This is a genomic window from Bradyrhizobium arachidis, assembly GCF_015291705.1.
In the GTDB taxonomy this organism is placed as follows: Bacteria; Pseudomonadota; Alphaproteobacteria; order Rhizobiales; family Xanthobacteraceae; genus Bradyrhizobium; species Bradyrhizobium arachidis.
Genome location: NZ_CP030050.1, coordinates 2416412 through 2436721, shown reverse-complemented (window position 1 = coordinate 2436721; position 20310 = coordinate 2416412). Strand labels below are relative to the sequence as shown.

At 64.5% G+C, this 20310-nt stretch carries 18 protein-coding genes; 8 read left to right on the top strand and 10 right to left on the bottom strand.

Going from position 1 to position 20310, the window contains the following annotated elements; all coding sequences use genetic code 11:
• Nucleotides 1-37 precede the first annotated feature (37 nt).
• The 5 genes from WN72_RS11205 to WN72_RS11185 are packed head-to-tail and all read right to left on the bottom strand — an operon-like array spanning nt 38 to nt 5013.
• On the bottom strand, nt 38-1735 hold the full coding sequence (locus tag WN72_RS11205; RefSeq protein WP_194483017.1) for a methyl-accepting chemotaxis protein: 1698 nt from the start codon (nt 1733-1735) through the stop codon (nt 38-40).
• A 38-nt stretch (nt 1736-1773) separates the two neighbouring features.
• Entirely contained in the window at nt 1774-2235 is a 462-nt protein-coding gene (locus tag WN72_RS11200; RefSeq protein WP_027562189.1) for a chemotaxis protein CheW, read from the bottom strand.
• A complete protein-coding gene (locus WN72_RS11195; RefSeq protein ID WP_092217543.1) occupies nt 2235-4328 on the bottom strand; it encodes a chemotaxis protein CheA in 2094 nt (697 codons plus the stop codon). Before WN72_RS11195 ends, WN72_RS11200 begins: the two co-directional genes overlap by 1 nt.
• A complete protein-coding gene (locus tag WN72_RS11190; protein WP_027562191.1) occupies nt 4325-4690 on the bottom strand; it encodes a response regulator in 366 nt (121 codons plus the stop codon). The genes WN72_RS11195 and WN72_RS11190 overlap by 4 nt, the downstream gene beginning before the upstream one ends.
• Nucleotides 4690-5013, bottom strand: coding sequence for an STAS domain-containing protein (locus WN72_RS11185; protein ID WP_027562192.1), 324 nt, complete (start codon nt 5011-5013; stop codon nt 4690-4692). Before WN72_RS11185 ends, WN72_RS11190 begins: the two co-directional genes overlap by 1 nt.
• Nucleotides 5014-5298: 285 nt before the next feature.
• Between WN72_RS11185 and WN72_RS11180 the strand changes: the two genes are divergently transcribed.
• The 3 genes from WN72_RS11180 (at nt 5299) to WN72_RS11170 (ending at nt 9443) form a co-directional block, all read left to right on the top strand.
• Nucleotides 5299-6417, top strand: coding sequence for an HD domain-containing phosphohydrolase (locus tag WN72_RS11180; RefSeq protein ID WP_092217542.1), 1119 nt, complete (start codon nt 5299-5301; stop codon nt 6415-6417).
• A gap of 187 nt (nt 6418-6604) precedes the next feature.
• Nucleotides 6605-7273 carry a hypothetical protein gene (locus WN72_RS11175; RefSeq protein WP_027562194.1) on the top strand — a complete coding sequence of 223 codons (669 nt, stop codon included), beginning with the start codon at nt 6605-6607 and terminating at the stop codon, nt 7271-7273.
• Between the two features lie 19 nt (nt 7274-7292).
• Complete coding sequence (locus WN72_RS11170; RefSeq protein ID WP_092217540.1) at nt 7293-9443, top strand: adenylate/guanylate cyclase domain-containing protein; 2151 nt, start codon at nt 7293-7295, stop codon at nt 9441-9443.
• Between the two features lie 473 nt (nt 9444-9916).
• On the opposite strand, the gene pobA is transcribed toward WN72_RS11170, so the two are convergent.
• Nucleotides 9917-11089: a 4-hydroxybenzoate 3-monooxygenase gene (pobA, locus tag WN72_RS11165; RefSeq protein ID WP_092217539.1), complete on the bottom strand. Its 1173-nt coding sequence runs from the start codon at nt 11087-11089 to the stop codon at nt 9917-9919.
• 50 nt (nt 11090-11139) lie between these two features.
• Here pobA and WN72_RS11160 point away from each other — a divergent pair, with 50 nt between their 5' ends.
• Nucleotides 11140-12045: a helix-turn-helix domain-containing protein gene (locus tag WN72_RS11160; protein ID WP_092217538.1), complete on the top strand. Its 906-nt coding sequence runs from the start codon at nt 11140-11142 to the stop codon at nt 12043-12045.
• 16 nt (nt 12046-12061) lie between these two features.
• On the opposite strand, the gene WN72_RS11155 is transcribed toward WN72_RS11160, so the two are convergent.
• Nucleotides 12062-12445 carry an SPW repeat protein gene (locus WN72_RS11155; RefSeq protein ID WP_027562198.1) on the bottom strand — a complete coding sequence of 128 codons (384 nt, stop codon included), beginning with the start codon at nt 12443-12445 and terminating at the stop codon, nt 12062-12064.
• Nucleotides 12446-12982: 537 nt separating this feature from the next.
• On the opposite strand from WN72_RS11155, the gene WN72_RS11150 reads away from it, so the two are divergent.
• Nucleotides 12983-13588, top strand: coding sequence for a LabA-like NYN domain-containing protein (locus WN72_RS11150; protein WP_027562199.1), 606 nt, complete (start codon nt 12983-12985; stop codon nt 13586-13588).
• Nucleotides 13589-13612: 24 nt separating this feature from the next.
• Here WN72_RS11150 and pcaG read toward each other — a convergent pair whose 3' ends face one another.
• Both pcaG and pcaH read right to left on the bottom strand, forming a co-directional pair.
• Nucleotides 13613-14239, bottom strand: a complete 627-nt coding sequence (gene pcaG / locus WN72_RS11145; protein WP_092217537.1) for a protocatechuate 3,4-dioxygenase subunit alpha — start codon at nt 14237-14239, stop codon at nt 13613-13615.
• A 4-nt stretch (nt 14240-14243) separates the two neighbouring features.
• Nucleotides 14244-15032: a protocatechuate 3,4-dioxygenase subunit beta gene (gene pcaH / locus WN72_RS11140; RefSeq protein WP_027562201.1), complete on the bottom strand. Its 789-nt coding sequence runs from the start codon at nt 15030-15032 to the stop codon at nt 14244-14246.
• Between the two features lie 104 nt (nt 15033-15136).
• Between pcaH and WN72_RS11135 the strand changes: the two genes are divergently transcribed.
• The 3 genes from WN72_RS11135 (at nt 15137) to WN72_RS11125 (ending at nt 19029) form a co-directional block, all read left to right on the top strand.
• Nucleotides 15137-16057 (top strand): LysR family transcriptional regulator, encoded by a 921-nt coding sequence (locus WN72_RS11135; protein ID WP_167380970.1) that lies wholly within the window; start codon nt 15137-15139, stop codon nt 16055-16057.
• A 124-nt stretch (nt 16058-16181) separates the two neighbouring features.
• The gene (gene pncB / locus WN72_RS11130) at nt 16182-17486 is read left to right on the top strand and encodes a nicotinate phosphoribosyltransferase (protein ID WP_092217535.1); all 1305 of its coding nucleotides are present in this window, start codon (nt 16182-16184) and stop codon (nt 17484-17486) included.
• 235 nt (nt 17487-17721) lie between these two features.
• On the top strand, nt 17722-19029 hold the full coding sequence (locus tag WN72_RS11125; protein ID WP_092217534.1) for a GGDEF domain-containing protein: 1308 nt from the start codon (nt 17722-17724) through the stop codon (nt 19027-19029).
• A gap of 6 nt (nt 19030-19035) precedes the next feature.
• Here the strand turns inward: WN72_RS11125 and WN72_RS11120 are convergent, their stop codons facing one another.
• The gene (locus WN72_RS11120) at nt 19036-19656 is read right to left on the bottom strand and encodes a TetR/AcrR family transcriptional regulator (protein ID WP_194483043.1); all 621 of its coding nucleotides are present in this window, start codon (nt 19654-19656) and stop codon (nt 19036-19038) included.
• Nucleotides 19657-20310: the final 654 nt, after the last annotated feature.

Below are 20310 nucleotides of genomic sequence, written 5' to 3'. Positions count from 1 at the left end.
AAGTGCGCGGTCCGGCTCGGGGCCGGACCGGCTTTGATCAGCGTTGAAACTCGGCGTCGCGGTCGTCTTCGCCGTCATGCATGTCGAACGCGAAGCCGCCACCGCCGGCGACCTTCGTCGCGCGCGCGGGCTTGCGGGCGGGCGCGGGTTTCTTCGCCCCGCGATCCGCCGCCGCCATGTGCGCGGCCTTGGCGCGGAGCTGGCCGACCGCGCGGTCGATCGGCGCGGGGGCGGCACTCTCACTGCGTCCGCCCTGCTCGATGCGGAAGAACGAGATGGTCGACTGGAGCTGCTCGGCCTGCGAGGCGAGCTCTTCCGAGGTCGAGGACACCTGCTCGGAGGCGCTGGCGTTCTGCTGGCCGACCTTGTCGAGCTGCTGGATCGCCTGGTTGATCTGGGCCGAACCGACGTCCTGCTCGCGGCAGGCCGCGGTGATCTCCTGGACCAGTTCGGCGGTCTTCATGATGTCGGGCACGAGCTTGGCCAGCATGTCGCCGGCTTCCTGCGCGACCTTCACGGTCTCGGTCGACAGCGTGCCGATGTCGGCTGCCGCCGCTTGGCTCCGTTCGGCGAGCTTGCGCACTTCGGAGGCCACCACCGCAAAGCCCTTGCCGTGCTCGCCGGCGCGCGCGGCCTCGACCGCGGCGTTGAGCGCGAGCAGGTCGGTCTGACGTGCGATCTCCTGCACGATCGTGATCTTCTCGGCGATGGTCTGCATCGCGTTGACGGCGCGGCCGACGGCAACGCCGCTGGCTTCCGCATCCTTGGCCGACTGCGCCGCGATCTTCTCGGTCTGGTTGGCGTTATCGGCGTTCTGCTTCACGTTCGAGGCCATCTCCTCCATCGAGGACGAGGCTTCCTCGGCGGACGAGGCCTGCTCGGTCGCGCCCTGCGAGAGCTGCTCGGCGCTGGCGGAGAGCTCCTGGCTGCCGGCCGAGACATTTTGCGCGGCGGTGAGAGCTTCGGCAACGATCTGCCGGAGCTTCGCGACCATCACGTTCAGCGACCTGACGAGATCGCCGATCTCGTCGTTGCTCGCGGAGGGAATGGTCTGGTTCAGATCGCCATCGGCCACCGCTCCGGCAAGGCTGACGGCGCGGCCGAGCGAGCGGCTGATCGAGATCGAAATCCACAAGGCTGCCGCGATCGCGACCATCAGCGAGACACCAAGAAGCGACAACAGCATGAACTGCGCCTGATGCCCCTCTTCCTTCGACTGGATGGCCTGGTCAGCCATCTGTTTCTTGGTGTTCTCGACATAGGCACCCATGGACTCGAGCGCCTCGTTCACGAGCTTGCGCCCCTCGTTGGTCGAGCGGTCCGTCGCCTTGGCCTTGTCGGTCTTCGCGATCCGGATCGTCTCTTCCTGATAGGCATTCATCTTGGCGTAGGACACCGCGAAGCCGTCGAGCAATTTCCTGCCGGCTTCACTGGCGAGCGCGTAGACCTCGTCCTTGGTCTTGAACGCAGCCTCACGCCGCTTGGCGGCATCGGCGGCGGCCTGCTCGACCTCGCTCTCATTGCCGATGATGGCGTTCTTTTCCGCGCGGAGCTGGAGGAGGACGTCCTTCTCGATCTGGGTCGCCTTCTCCATCCGCTTGGCGCGGAGGACCATGCTGTCGGCCGTCGCCATCATGTCGCCGAGCTTCATGTACGCCACGCCGCCGGCGACCATGGACAGGACGATGACCAGGCCGAACGCACTGGCCAGCTTTGCCTTGACCGTAAATCTCATCTTCAGCCCCTCGTCAGTCTCGCCCCCGAGACCTGCTCTCAATTCAGAATGCGTTCCATGTTGGGAACGATGACGAACTCTTCGCGCCATTTGGCGATGAAGCGAATGAACTCCGGTTTCCAATGCATGCCGACGCGCGGCGTCTGCTGCACATCGGTCTGCGAAATCTCCGTGACCTCGTAGACCTTGTCGGCAGTGACGCCGACCAGGACCGGCTCGCCGTCGAGCTGCAGCTCGATGACGACGATGCGGGTGTCGCCTGAATCGGCGAGCTGCGGCATGCCGAAACGGATGCGCAGATCGGCGAGCGGAATGACGTTGCCGCGCACGTTGATCACGCTGGGAACGAACGCGCGCGCTCCCGCGACCTTGGTCACGGGCACGGGATCGATGATCTCGCGCACGAGGCCTGCGTCGAGTGCGAACTTCTCCTCGCCGAGGCCGATCATCACGACCTGCATCGCGCCCGCCTGGTGCTCGCCGGCTTGCCCCTCGTTCATCACGCCGCCTCGCTGATGTGCTGCTTCTCGACCTTCGACTGCGCCAGCGTGACGAGCTGGGCGACGTCGAGGATCAGCGCTGCCGTGCCGTCACCCAAAATCGTCGCGCCGGAGAAGATCGTGACGTCGGAGTGCAGCTTGGAGAGCGACTTGATCACGGTCTGGTGGTTGCCGATGATCTGGTCGGCGACGAGGCCGACGCGGGTCTCGCCGGTCGAGATGATGATGGTCTTCTGGTGCCGGTCGGGCGATCCCGACGCGGTCAGCAGCTCGCGCAGGCGCAGGAACGGAACGAGATTACCGCGTACGTTGAGGAAGTTGCGGCCGCGCGAGCGCTCGTCCTCGGCGGTCAGCTCGACGCATTCCTCCACCGCCGACAGCGGGATGATGTAGCGGCCTTCGCCGACGCGGATCAGGAGACCTTCGATGATTGCCAGCGTCAGCGGCAGGCGCAGCGTCACGATCGTGCCCTGGCCCGGCTTGGTCGACAGGTCGATCGTGCCGCGCATGTTCTCGATGGTGCGCTTGACCACGTCCATGCCGACGCCGCGGCCCGACAGCGCCGAGATGGTCTGCGCGGTCGAGAAGCCGGGATGGAACAGGAACTGGTGGATTTCGTGATCGGTCAGCACGGCGCCGGCCGCGATCAGGCCCTGCTCTTCCGCCTTGGCGCGGATGCGCGCGGTGTTGAGGCCGCCGCCATTGTCCTTGACGGTGACGAGCACCTGCGCGCCGGAATGGACGGCGGCGAGCTCAATCCGGCCCTGCTCGGTCTTGCCGTTGGCGGCGCGCGTTGCGGTGTCCTCGATGCCGTGGTCGATCGCGTTGCGGATCAGATGCACCAGCGGATCGGCCAGGCACTCGATCATGGTCTTGTCGAGCTCGGTGTCCTCGCCCGAGGTGACGAATTCGACCGGCTTCGACAGATCGCGCGAGAGGTCATGCACGAGGCGGCGGAAACGGCCGAACAGCGAGCCGATCGGCACCATGCGGGCGCCCATCGTGGTGTCGCGCAAGGAGGAGGCGAGGCGCTCGATTTCCTCGGCGATCATCTTGATCGAGAGGTCGGAGCCGGAGGCGGCAAGCTGGCTCAGCCGCGCCTGGGCGATGACGAGCTCGCCGACGCGGTCCATCAGTTCGTCGAGGCGCTCGGCCTGGACGCGGACGGTGGCGATGCCGCGCTCTTCGCGCTTGGCCTCGACCTTCGGTTCAGGCTTCGCTTCGGGCTTGATTTCGGGCTTGATTTCGGGTTTGGGCTCCGCCTTTGCGGCGGGCGGCTCCGCGACGGGCGCGGCAACGGCCTCGGCCACCGGCGCGGGCATCTCGGCGACCGGCTCCTCGTCGAGGAGCTGGAACAGCGGCGCCGGGGCCGGCGCTTCGACATGCTCCAGCGGCGAGAGCGTCAGCTTCATCTCGTCCTGGACGAACATGAAGACGTCGTCGATCGCGTCCTTGTCGCAGGCGGCGTGCAGCTTGACGTCCCACTTCAGATAGCAGTCCTCCGGCTCCATCTCGTCGAGGAACGGGATGCCGTCGGTGATGGGCACGACGAAGCAGGGACCGAGCTTGCAGAGGTCTTCCAGCAGGTCGAGCGGATTCGAGCCGTTGCGCAGGATGTGGGATTCGAATTCGAGATAGAGGTGCCAGCCGGCCTGCTTGCTCTCGGTCGGAGCCAGCGGCGGCGCTTCCACGGCCGCGGCGATGGGAGCTGCGGGCTGATCCGACGACACGAAGCGCTTGAGATCGTCGAGGATGGCGTCGCCGATGATGTCGTCGGTCGACTGCGGATCCTCGATCAGCGCGCGGATATAGTCCTTGGCGGCGAGCGCGACCGAGATCAGCTCCTGGCTTGGCTTGATCTCGCCCTTGCGGACGCGGTCGAAGGCGGTCTCGAATTCATGGGTGAAGGAGGCGACCTTGTCGAAACCGAACATCGCGCCCGAGCCCTTGATCGTGTGCAGGGCGCGGAAGGCGGAATCGACCAGCTCGCGGTCGTCGGGACGCTGGCCGAGGTCGAGCAGGGCTCCTTCCAGGACCTCGAACAGCTCGCTGGCTTCCTGGCGAAAGACCTCGGTCGGGTCCATCACGTTCATGCGCGCACCAGCTTGCCGACGACGGCGAGCAGCTGCTCGGGCTTGAACGGCTTGGTGATCCACCCGGTGGCGCCGGCGCTCTTGGCTTCCTGCTTCACCGCGTCGTTGGATTCGGTGGTGAGGAACACGATGGGCATGCCGACCGCGCTCGGCAGCTTGCGCAGTGCCCGGATCAGCTCCAGCCCGTTCATGACGGGCATATTCAAGTCGGTGATGACGAGATCGAGCTTGCCGGCCTGGGCCTTGGCGAGCCCTTGCGCGCCGTCGCCGGCCTCGATCACGTTGTGACCGGCCGGCTCGAGCACGACCTTGATCATCTGCCGGATGCTGGGCGAATCGTCGACCGTGAGAATCGTGGCCATCAGGTGCCATCTTTCTTTTGCGGGAAATGCTGATCGATCATCGCCTCGCTGGTGAAGCCGGCACGGCGAAGGGTGTTGCGCAGAGACTGGGAGAATGATGTGAGCACCACCGGGCGGCCCTGGGCCTCGCCCGTCTTGGCGGTCGACAGCAGAAGCTGGATCGAGGTCACGTCGGCCTTGTCGACGCTCGAACAATCGATCTCGAGCCGGTCCTGCCGGCCGAACGCCTCGCGGATCAGGTCATAGACATTGCGGATCGCAGCGATGCTGCAATCCGCCGGCAGCCGTAGGGACCACTTCGGCTCGGTGACATCAGACGACATTCGTCCCCCAAATTTCCCCGAGACTCACTGCACGCATGGCGCGAATCTCGCGCGACGACTATTCGGTGTGGAGAGTGTGCAAACCCCTAATGGACATCCCCGTACAACTACGGGTCACAATCCCTAGAACTTCGCCTGTGCATGCAAGCATGCATGGCCTGCCCGAATCTCATGCGCTCCGCGCAGTCTTCAGGCTGCGTGATGCCGGCGAAACGTTTGCTCCGCGTTAAATCGCAAAGGCTATGTCGAGGTCATGCCTCGCCATCCGAACGAGCCCGGCCGCCGATGCTGACCCAAGCGCTCCTGGTTGATGACAGCCGCTCCGTCCTCAACTTCCTGAAACGCCACATCGAAGCCGAAGGTCTGGTCGAGGCCACCACCTTCCTCGATCCCGTGGAGGCGCTGGCCTGCGCGCGAGAGCGCGTGTTCGATCTCGTGCTGGTCGACTACGAGATGCCGCATATGGACGGCATCAGCTTCATCCGCACTTTGCGGACCCTGCCGGGCTGCGCCGACATCCCGATCGCGATGATCACCTCGCGACAGACCGATGACGTCAAGATGGAAGCGCTGCAGGCCGGTGCAACCGATTTCCTGCCCAAGGCACCGCAGAGCGTAGAGATGACGGTGCGCCTGCGGAATTTGATTCAGCTTGGTGCAGCCGTACGCAAGCTCAACGACCGAGCCGCGCATCTGGCGAGCGAAGTCGCGGCCGCGACGCGGAAGCTCGGCGAGCGCGAGGAGGAGATCATCCTGCGGCTCGCGCTCGCGGTCGAATACCGCGACAACGACACCGGCGAGCATACGCTGCGGGTCGCCCGCTACAGCCGCATCATCGCCGAGCAGCTCGGCCTGCCGGCCCGGCTCTGCCGCGACATCTACCTCGCCGCGCCCCTGCACGACGTCGGCAAGGTCGCCATCCCCGACAACATCCTGCTCAAGCCCGGCAAGCTGACCGACGAGGAGATGGCGGTGATCCGGACCCATGCGACCATCGGCGAGAGGATCCTGGCGGACTCCAGTTGCGAGCTGATCCAGCTCGGCGCGCAAATTGCCGCAGGCCATCACGAGCGCTGGGACGGCGCCGGCTATCCGAGCGGCCTCAAGGCCGACGAGATCCCGGTCGCCGCGCGCGTGGTCGCGGTCGCCGACGTCTTCGACGCCCTGACGACGCGGCGCCCATATAAAGAGCCGATGCCGCTGGAGGCCGCGCGCAACTACCTGGTCGAGCATCAGGGCCGTCAGTTCGACCCGGCCTGCGTCGAGGCCTTCCTGTCGCGCTGGGACGAGGTCGTTGAGATCGCCGTCGGGCAGCAGGCGACGCCATATCAGAAGACCGAGGCGACGCTCGTTCCTAATATAGAGAGTGCGGCGCAGAGCCGTCCGCCCATCCCGGCGGCCTGATATTATCCATTCGGCCAACGGCTTGCCGCGGCTCCGTTTTCTCCGGTCGCCGGGTTGAACCTGTTCCTGCTAAAGTGGCACCAATACTAAGAGTGATTCTGGTCACACATGCCTGGGCGCGCCGCTGCTAAGCATCGGACCAGGACGGGGACCGGTAGAGCATCGGTCGAACTGGATGAGCATTCCCATGAAAAGCCTGATCGGCGCCGCTGTCGGCGCGTTCTGCCTTGCGGCCCCCGCTTTGGCGGAGACGCCGGCCGCGATCGTCGAAGACGTCCAGGGCAAGGTCGACGGCGTCGCGTTCATGGACTATGTGGCGCCGGGCAAGATCATCAAGCTCGGGCCCAAAGCGAGCATCACCCTCAGCTATCTCAAATCCTGCCAGCGCGAAACCATCAGCGAAGGCGTCGTCCTGGTCGGCGCCGAGCAGAGCACCGTGCAGCTCGGCGAGGTCAAGCGGGAAAAAGTGCCCTGCGATACCAACGCGGCGAAACTGTCGGAGCGCGAGGCGAACCAGAGCGCCGCGACCACCTTCCGCACCATGCGCTCGGACGCCAAGGGCGCGCCATCGAAGCTGCCGACGCTCTACGGCACAGCGCCGCTGGTGCAGGCCAAGAGCGGCAGCACGCTGGTGATCGAGCGCACCGACGGCAAGGAGCCCACGATCAGCGTGCCGCTCAAGACCGAGATCATGGTCGGCGGCAAGTTCTACGACTTTGCCAAGGCCGGAAAGACGCTCACCCCCGGCGGCAGCTATCTCGCCATTCTCGGCGCCAAGCGCTACGCCTTCCAGGTCGACGCCAGCGCCACGTCATCGCCGACGCCGATCGTCGGTCGCCTGCTGCGGCTCGAATAGGCGACCAAGCGACGGGGCGATGCGGCGGATCGGCAGACGGGACATCGTTGCGGCGATCCTGATCGCGCTCCTTGCGGGCGCGGTCTTTACGTCCCCGCCGCTTCGGTCGCTGCAAGGTCTCTCGCTTGATATCCTCACGGCGCTGCGCGGCAAGATCGTCGGCGACCGCCGCGATCCCGCGACATCGCCTGTGGTCGTCGTGGCGATCGACGGTGAGACCTACGACACCCCACCCTTCAAGGGATCGCCGACACAGACCTGGACGCGCGAAATCGGCCGGGTGCTCGGCAGCATCACCGACGGCGGCGCCAAAGTGATCGGCTTTGACGTGATCTTTCCGAGCTCGATCGAGCAGTCCGAGATCCCCTTCGGCGACGCGCCGCTCGGAAGCCGCATGAGGGGTTTTGATCGAGACTACCTGATCGCGCTGCGACAGATCTCCGATGGCGGCAAGCTGGTGCTCGGCGAAATCCTGAGCAACGACCACCCGGACACGCCGTACACCGCGCAGCGGGTGGCGGTGCGAAACAACATCCGCGCGCTCAACGTCCACACCGACGCGGACGATGTCATCCGGCGGATGCCGCTCAGCTTCTCCATCGATGGCAAGCCGGTCCCGGCGATGGCGGTCGAGCTCGCCGCACGTGCGGTCGGAGCGAAGGTCGAGCTTGCACCGTCAGGTGCAACCGAATTGTCCGGCTACACGATCCCGAGCGCGGTACCGAATACATTGACGCTCAACTTTCGTGGGCTCGGCCGCGACGTACCGGCCTATTCGTTCGCCGATCTGCGGGCCTGCGTCGAAAAAGGCGACCGTGACTTCTTCCGCCGCGCCTTTGGCGGCAAGGTCGTGCTGCTCGGCACCGCGCTGAATTTCGAGGACCGCAAGCTGACCTCGATGCGCCTTGCGAGCGGCTATGACGGCGCGCCGGGCGTGCGGTGCGCCCTGCCCGCACCCGCAAGCACCGCGCAGAATGCGCGCAGTGACGTCGCCGGCGTCTTCGTGCACGCGACCGTGGTGCGGAACCTGATCGAGCGCGATGCCGTGACCGAGCTCGGTTTTCCCATGCGGACCGTTCTGACAATCGTGTTCGCGGCGATCATCGCCTGCGCCGCCTGCCTGCTTGCACCGGGCGGCGCGCTGATCGTGTGGCTAGCCCTCACCGCCATTTACACCGCCGCGGCTGTCGGCGCATTCGTGCATGCGATGGCGCTGCCGCTGACCGAGCCCGCGCTCGCGAGTCTTGCTGCACTGGCGATGATGATCGGTTACCGCTTCGTGCTGGCCGATCGCGACGAGCGTTTCCTGCGCAAGAGCTTTGCGCTTTATCTCGCCCCCGAAATCATCGAGACCATGGTCGCTTCCGGCAAGATGCCGGAGCTCGGCGGCGAGATGCGCAACGTCACCATGTTCTTCTCCGACCTCAGCGGCTTCTCCTCGATCGCGGAGACGATGACGCCGGGCGAGCTGGTGAAGCTGATGAACGAATATCTCTCCGCCATGACCGATATCATCGAGAGCCATGGCGGCTATGTCGACAAATATATCGGCGATTCCATCGTCGCCATGTTCGGCGCGCCCGCCGACGATCCCGCCCATGCGCGCAATGCCGTCCACGCCGCTCTGAAGTGTCACGAGAAGCTCGCGGGGCTGAACGCCAGCAATGCCGCCTTCGTCGGTCACGGCCTGTCGCACCGCATCGGTCTCAACAGCGGCGAAGCCGTGGTCGGCAATATCGGCTCGCGCCGCCGCTTCAACTATACCGTGATGAGCGACACCGTGAACGTCGCCTCGCGGCTCGAAGGCGCGAACAAATATTACGGCACCGCGATCATGGCCTCGGAGGCGACCGTGGCGCAAACCGGCGATACCTTCGCCTGGCGCGAGCTCGATGCGATCAGGGTGATGGGACGCGGCGAGGCGATCAAGGTGTTCGAACCGCTGGCCAACAGGGGCGCGCAGAGTGCGAAGCAGGCGAAGGTGGCAGCAGCGTATGCGGAAGGCCTGGCCTGCTGGCGCGCCCGGGAGTTCGCGAAGGCGGCTGACGCGTTTGCGAAGACGGCGAATACCGATCCAACGTCAGCGCTGTTCGCAAAGCGCGCCCAAGCTCTCGCGGCCAATCCACCGCCGCCGGATTGGACACCGGTCAACGCGCTGGAAGGGAAGTAGTTGCCGCCGCGGCCCGGTGCGTCTTTCAACTGGCGCAAATGCGCCATGTTAGCTCGGATAGGTTCGCCTGCCCAAGGTCGAAGAAACGGGCTAAGGTTGCAGCCCCATCGAGGGCAAAAAGGCAAGTTCGATGTCCCCAATCAAGCTCTTGTCGATTGGATTGATCGCGATCGCCATGCTCACAACGTCCGCTGTGGCTCGCGAGAAGCGACGCGTCATAATACGCGCGCCCTTTGATATAAACCATTCCGCCACCGCCGGCCGGTCCTACAAGCTTCCGCTTGAACCGGATGGCCGTTGGATTTTCTGGGACGGCATTCCAATATGGTTCGGTCCGTCGGTCCGGGGCTGGCCCGGTCACATTTGCGACTGGGGCGACAATGGGCGGATTTGCTGAGTCATTTGATGCCGGTCTGACGCATCAATTTTTCTTCACGCGCGCGACGGATTTGTGAGCGGGCAGCTGCCACTAGCTAAAACGGCAGCCCCACGTAATTCTCCGCAAGCAGGCGCTGCGCGGTCTCGGACGAGAGCAGGTAGTCCAGTTCGGTCTGCTGCAGCCGGTCCTCATATTCGAGCCGGTCGGGGAAACGATGCAGCATCATCGTCATCCACCAGGAGAAGCGCTGCGCCTTCCAGATCCGCGCCAGCGCCTTGGCGGAATAACCCTCAAGGCCGGAATCATCGCCGCGCTGATAGTGCGCGAGCATCGCATGATAGAGGTAATAGATGTCGGAGGCGGCGCTGTTCAGCCCGCGCGCGCCGGTGGGCGGCACGATATGAGCGGCATCTCCGGCAAGGAACAGGCGGCCATAGCTCATCGGCTCGGCGACGAAGCTGCGCAGCGGGGCGATGCTCTTCTCGATCGAGGGCCCCGTGATCAGCCGGCCTGCGACCTCGTCCGGCAGACGGCGCTTCAGCTCGGCCCAGAACGCATCGTCGCTCCAGTCCTCGACCTTGTCGGTGAGCGGCACCTGGACGTAGTAACGGCTGAGCACCTGCGAGCGCAGCGAGCAGAGCGCAAAGCCGCGCTCGTGCTTGACATAGATCAGCTCGGGCGACACCGGCTTCGTGCGCGACAACACACCAAGCCAACCGAACGGATAGACCTTCTCGTATTCGCGCAGCACGTCCTTAGGGATCGATTTGCGGCTGACGCCGTGAAAGCCGTCGGCGCCGACGATGTAGTCGCAATCGACGCGGAGGGTCTCGCCGTTCGCGCGGTACGTCACGTAGGGCCGGTCCGAGGTCAGATCATGCGGCGTCACGTCTTCCGCATTGTGCACGACCTTGCCGCCGAGCCGATCGCGCGCTTCGTAGAGATCGCGCGTGAGCTCGGTCTGGCCGTAGACCAGCACCGAATTGCCGCCGGAATGCTTGTGCAGGTCGATATGGGACAGCCTGCCGTCATGGGCGATCTCGAATCCACCGTGAATCTCGCCCTCGCGGTCCATCCGCTCGCCGCATTGAGCCTCTCGCATCAGCTTTGCAAAACCATGCTCGAGCACGCCGGCGCGAATCCGGGCCAGCACGTGGTCGCGGCTGTATTTCTCCAGCACGATCGTGTCGATGCCCTTCAGATGAAGGAGCTGGGACAACAGCAGCCCGGACGGCCCACCGCCGATGATGCAGACCTGAACTTTCATTTTTGCGTCCTCCCGTCGGCACTTTTTTGCAGATTCAATCCCGCAAACCGATGGAGGGTTTCGTCTTTGTCTTGTACTATTCGAACATGAGACACGCAGCCCCTGCCCCGGCGATCCGGGTCTATAATCTGTTCGGCGAGTCCGGCGATCTGCCCGACGTCGTGCATTGCGAGACGATCGCGTCCCGCTCGGTGCTGCACGATTGGACGCTGGCGGTGCACCGCCACGCCCGGCTGCACCAGGTGCTACTGATCGAACGCGGCGGCGGCGAGGCGACGCTCGACGGGCGGGTGGTGCCGCTCCGGCCGATGCAGATCGTCAACGTGCCGGTCGGCCATGTCCACGGCTTCCGCTTCGAGCCCGATACGCAAGGCTGGGTGCTGACCATCGCCGCAGAAATCCTGGACGAGGCGCTGCTCGCCGCCGAAGGCCTGCGCGGGGCGCTGTCACGATCGGCCGTGGTGCGCGGCACGCCGCAGATCCGCACGACCATGAAGCAGATTTTTGCCGAGCACGCCGCGCGCGATTTCGGCCGCGCCCATGTGCTGCGCGCTCTGTCGTCGGCCATGATCGGGCTGGTGGCTCGTGCGCTCACCGGCGAGAGCGGCGGTGCGGGCACGGCGGAAAGTGGACTGTTCCGCCGCTTCGAGGCGCTGCTGGAGCAGCATCATCTGGAGCGCTGGAGCGTCGCGGACTACGCCCGCGCGCTGTCGATCACGCCGACCCATCTCAACAGGATCACGCGGGCGGCGACCGGCGATACCGCCTCGCACCTGATCCTCAACCGCCTGATCCGCGAGGCGCGGCGCAACCTCGTCTACACCAATCTGCCGGTCTCGACGATCGCCTATGCGCTCGGCTTCGAGGACCCCGCCTATTTCAGCCGGGTCTATGCCGCGGCCACGGGACTGTCGCCGCGCGCCTTTCGCGCGCAGCTCCATGGCGGCGAGGGCTGAGGAGGCCTCGGAAGAGCTATTGGTGCGCCGCCCTCTCCTGCTCTGTTTCCATCTCCGGATGCCTCTTCTGGTAATGCAGGAAGAGATCGAGCAATGCCAGGAGCATGATGGCGACGCCGAAGCCGATGCTGAGATGCATCGCTCGCGTGTGCGGGAATCCAAGCAGCCAGGGCGAGGCGATGAGCCAGACGCCCATCAGGACGTTGATCCACTCCTCCCAGTCGCGATAGGCGATGATGGCCGCCAGCGAGAGGATGACGATGATCGCGCTCGTCACCCAGAGGTCGATCTTGCCCTGGCTGTTCGTCAGCTTGAACAGCCACGGCGATAGAAAGAGGACAGCCGCGAGAAACAGATTGTAGACGTCAGGGGCGGTTTCGCGCTCTTGCAGTCTGCTCATGACAGACCCTCCGCGGGAAGACGTACCGAAACAAATGTTGAGAAACACCTCTGTTCCCGACCGGTAGGGACCTTCTGCGTAGACTTTGGTCTCACTCAGGAACCGAAGCGACGGCGATATCCCTGAGCCGCGATGGCCAGCACGCGCAAGAAGAGCGGCGCATGGTCCGACCCGAAGCCGCAATGCCGGGATATCCCCTTCATCGGCAGGCGCGACGGCATCCGCCGCGCACCGCGATTGCGTCTGTTGCCGGCGCAGGCACTTACCTTCGTATATGGCGTCCCATCCTTTGGATAGCGGCTGTTTACCTCCGTACAATTGAGCCGGGTCTGCGCCGGCCCTAGCGTGGCGGCATTCGGCGCCCTGGCGCTGGTGGCATGGATCCTCCCTAACCTTGGCGCAAGGCGGCCTACCCCTGTCCGGTTGCCTGCGCCGCCTTTTTCGGCAAGCTATCGGCGCATTCAGTGTTTTCCGGCCGACGCACCGCCATTCGGCTGGACCGTCCGGCTTTCGTGCGGAACTGGGGATTTGTGCCTAATGTCTTCAATTGGGAAGATCGCGCTCTTTATCGATGGCCCCAATCTCTATGCCACCTCCAAGGCGCTCGGCTTCGACATCGACTACAGGCGTCTGCTCGGCGAATTCCAGAGCCGCGGTACGCTGTTGCGGGCCTTCTACTACACGACCGTCATCGAGGATCAGGAGTATTCGTCAATCCGCCCGTTGATCGACTGGCTCGATTATAACGGATATACCGTCGTCACCAAGCTCACCAAGGAGTTCGTCGACGCCAACACCGGCCGCCGCAAGGTGAAGGGCAGCATGGATATCGACCTCGCCGTCAGTGCGATGGAGCTCGCCGAACACGTCGATCAGATCGTATTGTTCTCCGGCGATGGAGACTTTCGGTCGCTGGTGGAAGCCCTGCAACGCCGCGGCGTCCGCGTGACGGTCGTCTCCACTCTCTCCACCCAGCCGCCCATGGTCGCCGACGAGCTGCGCCGACAGGCGGACGTCTTCATTGATTTGGCGGAGCTGAAACCGAAAGTGGGGCGCGATCCGGCCGACCGGCCGCGCGAGCTGCGCCAGCCGCCGCAATTCCTCACGCGCGGAACGATCAAACGCGACGACCGGGTGGAGTGACCCCGCCAGACGACCGCCGGATATTCACACGTCGAAGAACACCGTCTCCTCCGGCCCCTGCAAATTGATCGTGAAGGAATACACGACCTTGCCGGCGCGCTCGCTGCGCGTCGCAATCAATGTCTTGCGGCGCAGCGGCGGCTCGACCAGATTGAGCACGGGATCGACGGCATTGGCGGCCTCTTCGTCCGAGAAATAGATGCGCGTGTTGAGGCCGATATTGATGCCGCGCGCGACGATCCAGACATTGACGTGCGGCGCGCATTTGCGCCCCGCCTTGTCGATGATGGCGCCGGGCTTGATGGTCTCGAAGGTGACGAGGCCGCTCTCGAAGTCGGAGCCGGCCCGGCCCCAGCCGCGAAACGCCTCGTCCAGCGCGCCGGCCGAGCGGTCGGCCGGATGGTTGTAGCGGCCGCTGGCATTGGCCTGCCAGATCTCCAGCAGCACGTCGCGCAGCACCGTGCCGCTGCCGTCGAGCACCTTGCCTTCCAGCGTGATGCGCTCGCCCAACGTGTTCGGCGTCACCAGCACGTTGGAGAAGTTCTTCTCGAAGACGTCGAAGCCGGCCATGGCCGGGATCAGGCCGATATGGACGTAGGGCCCGGCGGTCTGCGAAGCGGTTTCCTTGAGGTAGTTGAGCGGCTGCGGCATGGGCTCAGTTTCCTTCGGGGCGATTTTCAAAATAGGTGGAACGCTGGCCGCGCAGCACGATGTCGAAGCGGTACGCGAGCGAGTCGAACGGCGTCGAGGCATTGAGGTCGAGCGGCGCCACGAGGCGATCCAGCGCGTCCTTGTCCGGGATCGTCGTCAGGATCGGGCAGACCGGGATCAAGGGATCGCCCTCGAAATACATCTGCGTGATCAGCCGCTGCGCAAAGCCGGAGCCGAACACCGAGAAATGGATGTGGGCGGGACGCCAGCTGTTGACGAAGTTGCGCCAGGGATAGGGGCCCGGCTTCACGGTGCGGAAATAGTAATAGCCGGTGTGGTCGGTCAGGGCGCGGCCGCAGCCGCCGAAATTGGGATCGATCGGCGCCAGATACGTGTCCTTCTTGTGCCGGTAGCGGCCACCGGCATTGGCCTGCCAGAACTCGACCAGCGTGTTCGGCACGCCGCGGCCGGTCTCGTCGAGCACGCGGCCGTGGACGATGATGCGCTCGCCGACGGGATCGCCATCCTTGGCGTAGTTGCGGATCAGGTCGTTGTCGAGCGGGCCGAGATCGTTGTGGCCGAACACCGGTCCCGTGATCTCCGAGACCGAGTTCTCCAGTGACAGCAGCGCCTGGCGCGGCGAGCGCAGCACCGAGGATTTGTAGCCGGGCGCATGTGCCGGCGGGTGGATCGAGCGGTCGCGCTGAAAAAAGCCGCCATCGCGGGGCGTGAACGGTTCGGGGCGGTTGAGGCGGGGATCCTGCAAGGCTGGAATCGGAGCCTGGGCATTCATCGGCGTTGTCTCTCCCTGTGGCGCCCGGGTCCGGGCACGCGGCTTATCGGGAGATCATGGGGCGACCTATTCTCAAGATAAATAGATGGATTATAATACATTGCATGAAAGAAATCGATCATTTGGCGCTCGACGGCCACGCCCTCGAGCTGTTCCTCTCCGTGCTGGAGGAAGGTTCGGTCACGGCGGCGGCGACGCGGCTCGGCCTGACGCAGTCGGCCGTCAGCCACGGCCTGAACAAGCTGCGGCGGATCGCGGGCGATCCGCTGTTCGCCAAGTCCGGCCGCGGCATCGTCGCCACCGCGCACGCGCAGGCACTGGCCGCCAAGGCGCGCGCCCTGATCGACGAGATGCGCAGCTTTGCCGGCGGCGTCAGCTTCACCCCGGCCACGGCGCAGCTCTCGCTGACGATCGCCGCCAACGATTTCCAGCGCGACCTGCTGCTGCCGCGGTTCTTCGATCATGTTGCGGGACAGGTAAAGGGCCTGAACCTGCGCGTGATCCCCTCGCAATCGCCCTCGCCCGCGATGCTGCGCGAAAACCGCTGCGATCTTCTGATCACGCCGCTGCCGCCGTCGGGCATCGACATCGTGCAGAAACGCCTGCTGAGCGATCACTATGTCTGCTATTTCGATCCCAGGGCGCGCACTGCTCCGTCCGGCCGCAGCGCCTATCTGGCGGCGCGCCACATCACCGTGGTCTACACCGACAATGAGCGGCTCGACTTCGACCGCCGGCTGGCCGCAAGCGGATTCCACCGCGACATCGCGATCTCCGTGCCGAGCTTCTCCGGCGTGCCATCCTTCCTGCGCGGATCGCAGATGCTGGCGAGCATGCCGAGCCTGCTCGCTTCCGGCGTGATGCACGGTTTCGCGCAAACGCGGATTCCGCTGGCCTCGCGCACGCGAACGCTCGCCGAGTTGCCGATGTTCATGGTCTGGCACCAGCGCTACCAGAAAGACCCGGCCCACCGATGGGTCAGGACTCAGCTCGAGATTGTCGCAACGACGGCAGCCGGCGGCTGACCGCATCGACTGCGTTCGAGCGGGCCCGGATCGCGCACGGCCATGCTCGGGACTGGTCACGGCGACGCCCAGCCCCTCGCCAAACCCACTGGTTGGGCGCGGGCGACCACGCTAGAATTCGGCCATGACAGTGACCGACATTGCGAGCCGAACCTACAATCACAGCTGGCGGCTGGATCCCATCATCCGCAGCCTGCTGGATACCGACTTCTATAAGCTATTGATGTTGCAGATGATTCGGGAAGATTACCCGGATCAGCAGGTGACCTTCTCGGTCATCAACCGGTCGCGCCATGTGCGGCTCGCCGAGACCATCGATGAGGGTGAGCTGCGCGCCCAGCTCGACCATGCCCGCACCATCCGCTTCACCAAGAAGGAGCTGATCTGGCTCGCCGGTAACACATTCTACGGCAAGACCCACATGTTCTCGGCGGACTTCATCCGCTGGCTCGCCGAATTCCGCCTTCCCGAATACGAGCTGCGCAAGGTCGAGGGTCAATACGAGCTGCATTTCCACGGACCCTGGACCCACACCACGATGTGGGAGATCCCGGCGCTCGCCATCCTCAACGAATTGCGCTCCCGTTCGGCGATGAAGGGCCGCGGCCGTTTCGAGCTCGACGTGCTGTATGCCCGCGCCAAGGCCAAGCTGTGGACCAAGGTGGAGCGGCTGCGCAAGCTGGAGAATTTGCGGTTGTCGGACTTCGGCACCCGCCGCCGCCACGGCTTCCTGTGGCAGCGCTGGTGTGTCGAGGCAGTGAAGGAAGGCCTGGGCTCGTCCTTTATCGGCACCTCCAACGTGCTGCTCGCGATGGATAACGATCTCGAAGCCATCGGCACCAACGCGCACGAGCTGCCGATGGTCGCGGCAGCGCTCGCCAAGGACGACGAGGAATTGCGCTGGGCGCCCTATCGCATTCTCGACCAGTGGCGCCAGACCTATGGCGGCAATCTGCTGATCGCGCTGCCCGACGCCTTCGGCACCAAGGCGTTCCTGCGCGATGCGCCGGAATGGGTCGCCGACTGGACCGGCTTCCGTCCCGACAGCGCGCCGCCGATCCAGGCCGGCGAAGAGATCATCAAATGGTGGGAGAAGAAGGGACGCAATCCCAAGGACAAGCTGCTCGTCTTCTCCGACGCCATGGATGTCGGCTCGATCGAGGAGACCTATCACCATTTCGCCGGCCGCGTGCGGCTCTCCTTCGGCTGGGGCACCAATCTCACCAACGACTTCGTCGGCTGCACGCCGGACGGCTCGTTCAACCTCGATCCGATCTCGCTGGTCTGCAAGGTGTCGTCGGTCGACGGCCATCCGGCCGTCAAGCTCTCCGACAATCCGGAGAAGGCGACCGGAATGCCCTCCGAGATCGATCGGTACTTGCGCGTCTTCGGTGACGCCGGTCGCGTGCGCAAGCCGGTGCTGGTCTAGAATTCTCTCGATCGGGTAAATCGCACGCGACGAATGCGAGGCATCGGCTCGCCGACGCTGCGCCAGTTCCGATCTTCCGGCATTTGAAGCGATCTGCACCCATCCACTTCACAGCGCCTTCACTCTGCGACGCAGTCCCTATCGCTTTCAGGTCGAGTTAAGCAACCATCTCCTCTACTTGGCGTTGCAGGCGCAACGCTCCGCTGGGGTCGTTGATCGATTTGGGGAACGCAGGGTGTTTCGCAGAACAGCGTCTTCGACGAAGGGACACAGCTTCCTTCATGTCATCAAGCTCGTCTCGCCTTTCGTCATGGTCGTCGTGCTCCAGGCGGCGATCGCGGGATTCAGTCTCGAAGTGATGTCGTCGGTCCGCGCCTATGTCGCGGGCGAAGCGTTGTGGTCGCGCTCGCAGAAGAACGCCGTCTATTTCCTCAATCTCTATCTGCATTCGGGCAAGGCCAGCCAGTTCACGCAATACCAGGCCTCGCTCGCCGTTCCGATCGGCGACGAGTTCGCACGCTGGGCGCTCGAGCGCGATCCGATCGACGTCGAGGCCGCCCGCATCGGGTTTCTGCAAGGCGGCAACCATCCCGACGATGTTCCGGGCTTGATCTGGCTGTTTCGCTACTTCAATGGCGTCAGCTTCCTCCAGGAGGCGATCCGCGAGTGGGCCGCGACCGACCCCATGCTGCTGGAGCTGAGCGTGTTCGGCGAGGTGATCCGGTCCGAGCTGGAGAGCGGCCCGGTTCAGGACAAGGACCGCCTGCAATTCCTGTCGTCGCGGCTCTCGGACCTCAACGCTCAATTCACGGTGCATGCCAATCGCTTCTCCACCGTGCTCGGCGAAGGCTCCCGCGCCATCAAGGTGACGCTGACTTGCATCAACATCGTCACTGCGGTGATGCTGATCGTGCTCCTGGTCTGGCACACGCGGCGATTGGTGCTGCAACGACAGGCATTCGAGGACGCCTTGCATGCCGAGAAGGAGCGCCTCGCCTTTCAGGCTTCGCACGACTGGCTGACCGGCCTTTCCAACCGCCGCGCCTTCGAAGCGCGCCTGCAAAGCGAGCTGGACAACACCGCGGCGGGTTCGCTCGCATTGATCCTGCTCGACCTCGACCAGTTCAAGAGCGTCAACGACAGCTGCGGCCATCTCGCCGGCGACCGCCTGCTTTGCCAGGTTTCGCAGCTGCTGCAACAGGATCGGCGGCGGCATGATCTGGTGGCCCGGCTCGGCGGCGACGAATTCGGCCTGATCCTGCCGCAGTGCTCGCCCGCGAACGCCGTCGATATCGCCGAACGGTTGCGCCGGTCGCTCGAGATGTTCAGCTTCGCCTGGGACGATCGTTGCTTTACTGTGACCGCGAGCGTCGGCGTCACCTGCATTGCCGATCGCGACACCACGCTCGAAGACGCGATGCGGCGCGCGGACGCCGCCTGCTATCGCGCCAAGGAAAAGGGACGCAACCGGGTCCAGGTCGACAGTGCGAAAGCGGACGTCGTCCTCGTTGCGTCCCGGCCGCGCGAGGTTGTCCGCGCCTGACGCGGCTCATCGCCGGCTGGGGATCCCAAGACCGGCGAGATGCGCGTCCAGGAACTGTTCGACCTGCTGACGCAGCATCTGCGATGGCACGGCCACCATGCGCTCCTCGAGGCCGAGCGAGATGATGCCATGCACGGCCGAAAACAGCGTGCGCGACAGCAGCGCGATCTTCACGTCGTCCGCATCCGGTAGCACCCGCACCAGGGGCGGATGCATCAGCGCAAACGCATCCATCACCATCTGGAGGATGTCGTCGGGATAAGGACGGTCGTCCTCCATCCGGTGCTCGAACAGCGAACGCAGCAGATTGGCGTGCTCGGCGAAGAAGTCGAGATAGGTCTCCGCCAGCCCATAGAGCTGGCGAACCGGATCCTCGGCCGGAACCCCTTGCAGTCGCAGCGTCAGCGCCTGAACCGTCTCCCGATTGACGGTCAATATCACCCCGTCGAAATCGCCGAACTCGTTATAGACGCTGCCGACCGAGCAGCCGGCAGCTTCCGCGACGTCCCGAACCTTCAATGATCTCAATCCCTTAGTCGCGATAATGCTGCGGGCGATCTCCAGGATCTGGAGCCGCCGCCGATTTTTTTTCTGGTCTCGCAGCGATTCTTCTTGAACATTGTTCATTTTCAAGCTACTCACGTGAACATTGTTCAAATTAACCCGGAGACCCGCAAAATGCAAACCCTCGCTGTTGATATCGCCTCCACTTTCGTTGATGACGCCGCCGCTCTGGCGACCGGCCTCGGTCGCGCCCTGCTGCGGTTCGCCATGGCTCCGATTGATCGCATCGCCAATGCCTGCGACATTGCCGGCGTGCTGGCCGAACGGCGCGCGACCTTCCGCATGTGGCGGGCCAGTCGCACCCGTGCCCGTCACGACGGCCGCCGGTTCAGCATGATCCGCCGCTTCTCGCCCTTTCGCCATCTGGCCCATCTCACCTGAGGCAACGGTTCGGAGCGGCTAGAATGCAAGGGCCGGTTGCAACAAAGGACTCACCATGTCCCGACATTCGCAGCCCATCCCGCGATCCTCGGCGATGCGGTTCACTTTTCCTCATCGACCGGCGCGATATCCCCGACAGGTGCGGCCCTTCCGCCCGAAGTGCGGCCGTGACCAGATATTTGCGAACCTAACGAGATCACTTGGAGACCAACAGGATCGGAGGACCGGGGGACAGAGCAGGCGGTGACCGTCGTCACCCCGCAATCGTTCGCCCCATATCCTTCCGGTCGTGACTTTTCACTAACAGCGTAACAACCTCAGGCTGCCTTTCCAAAA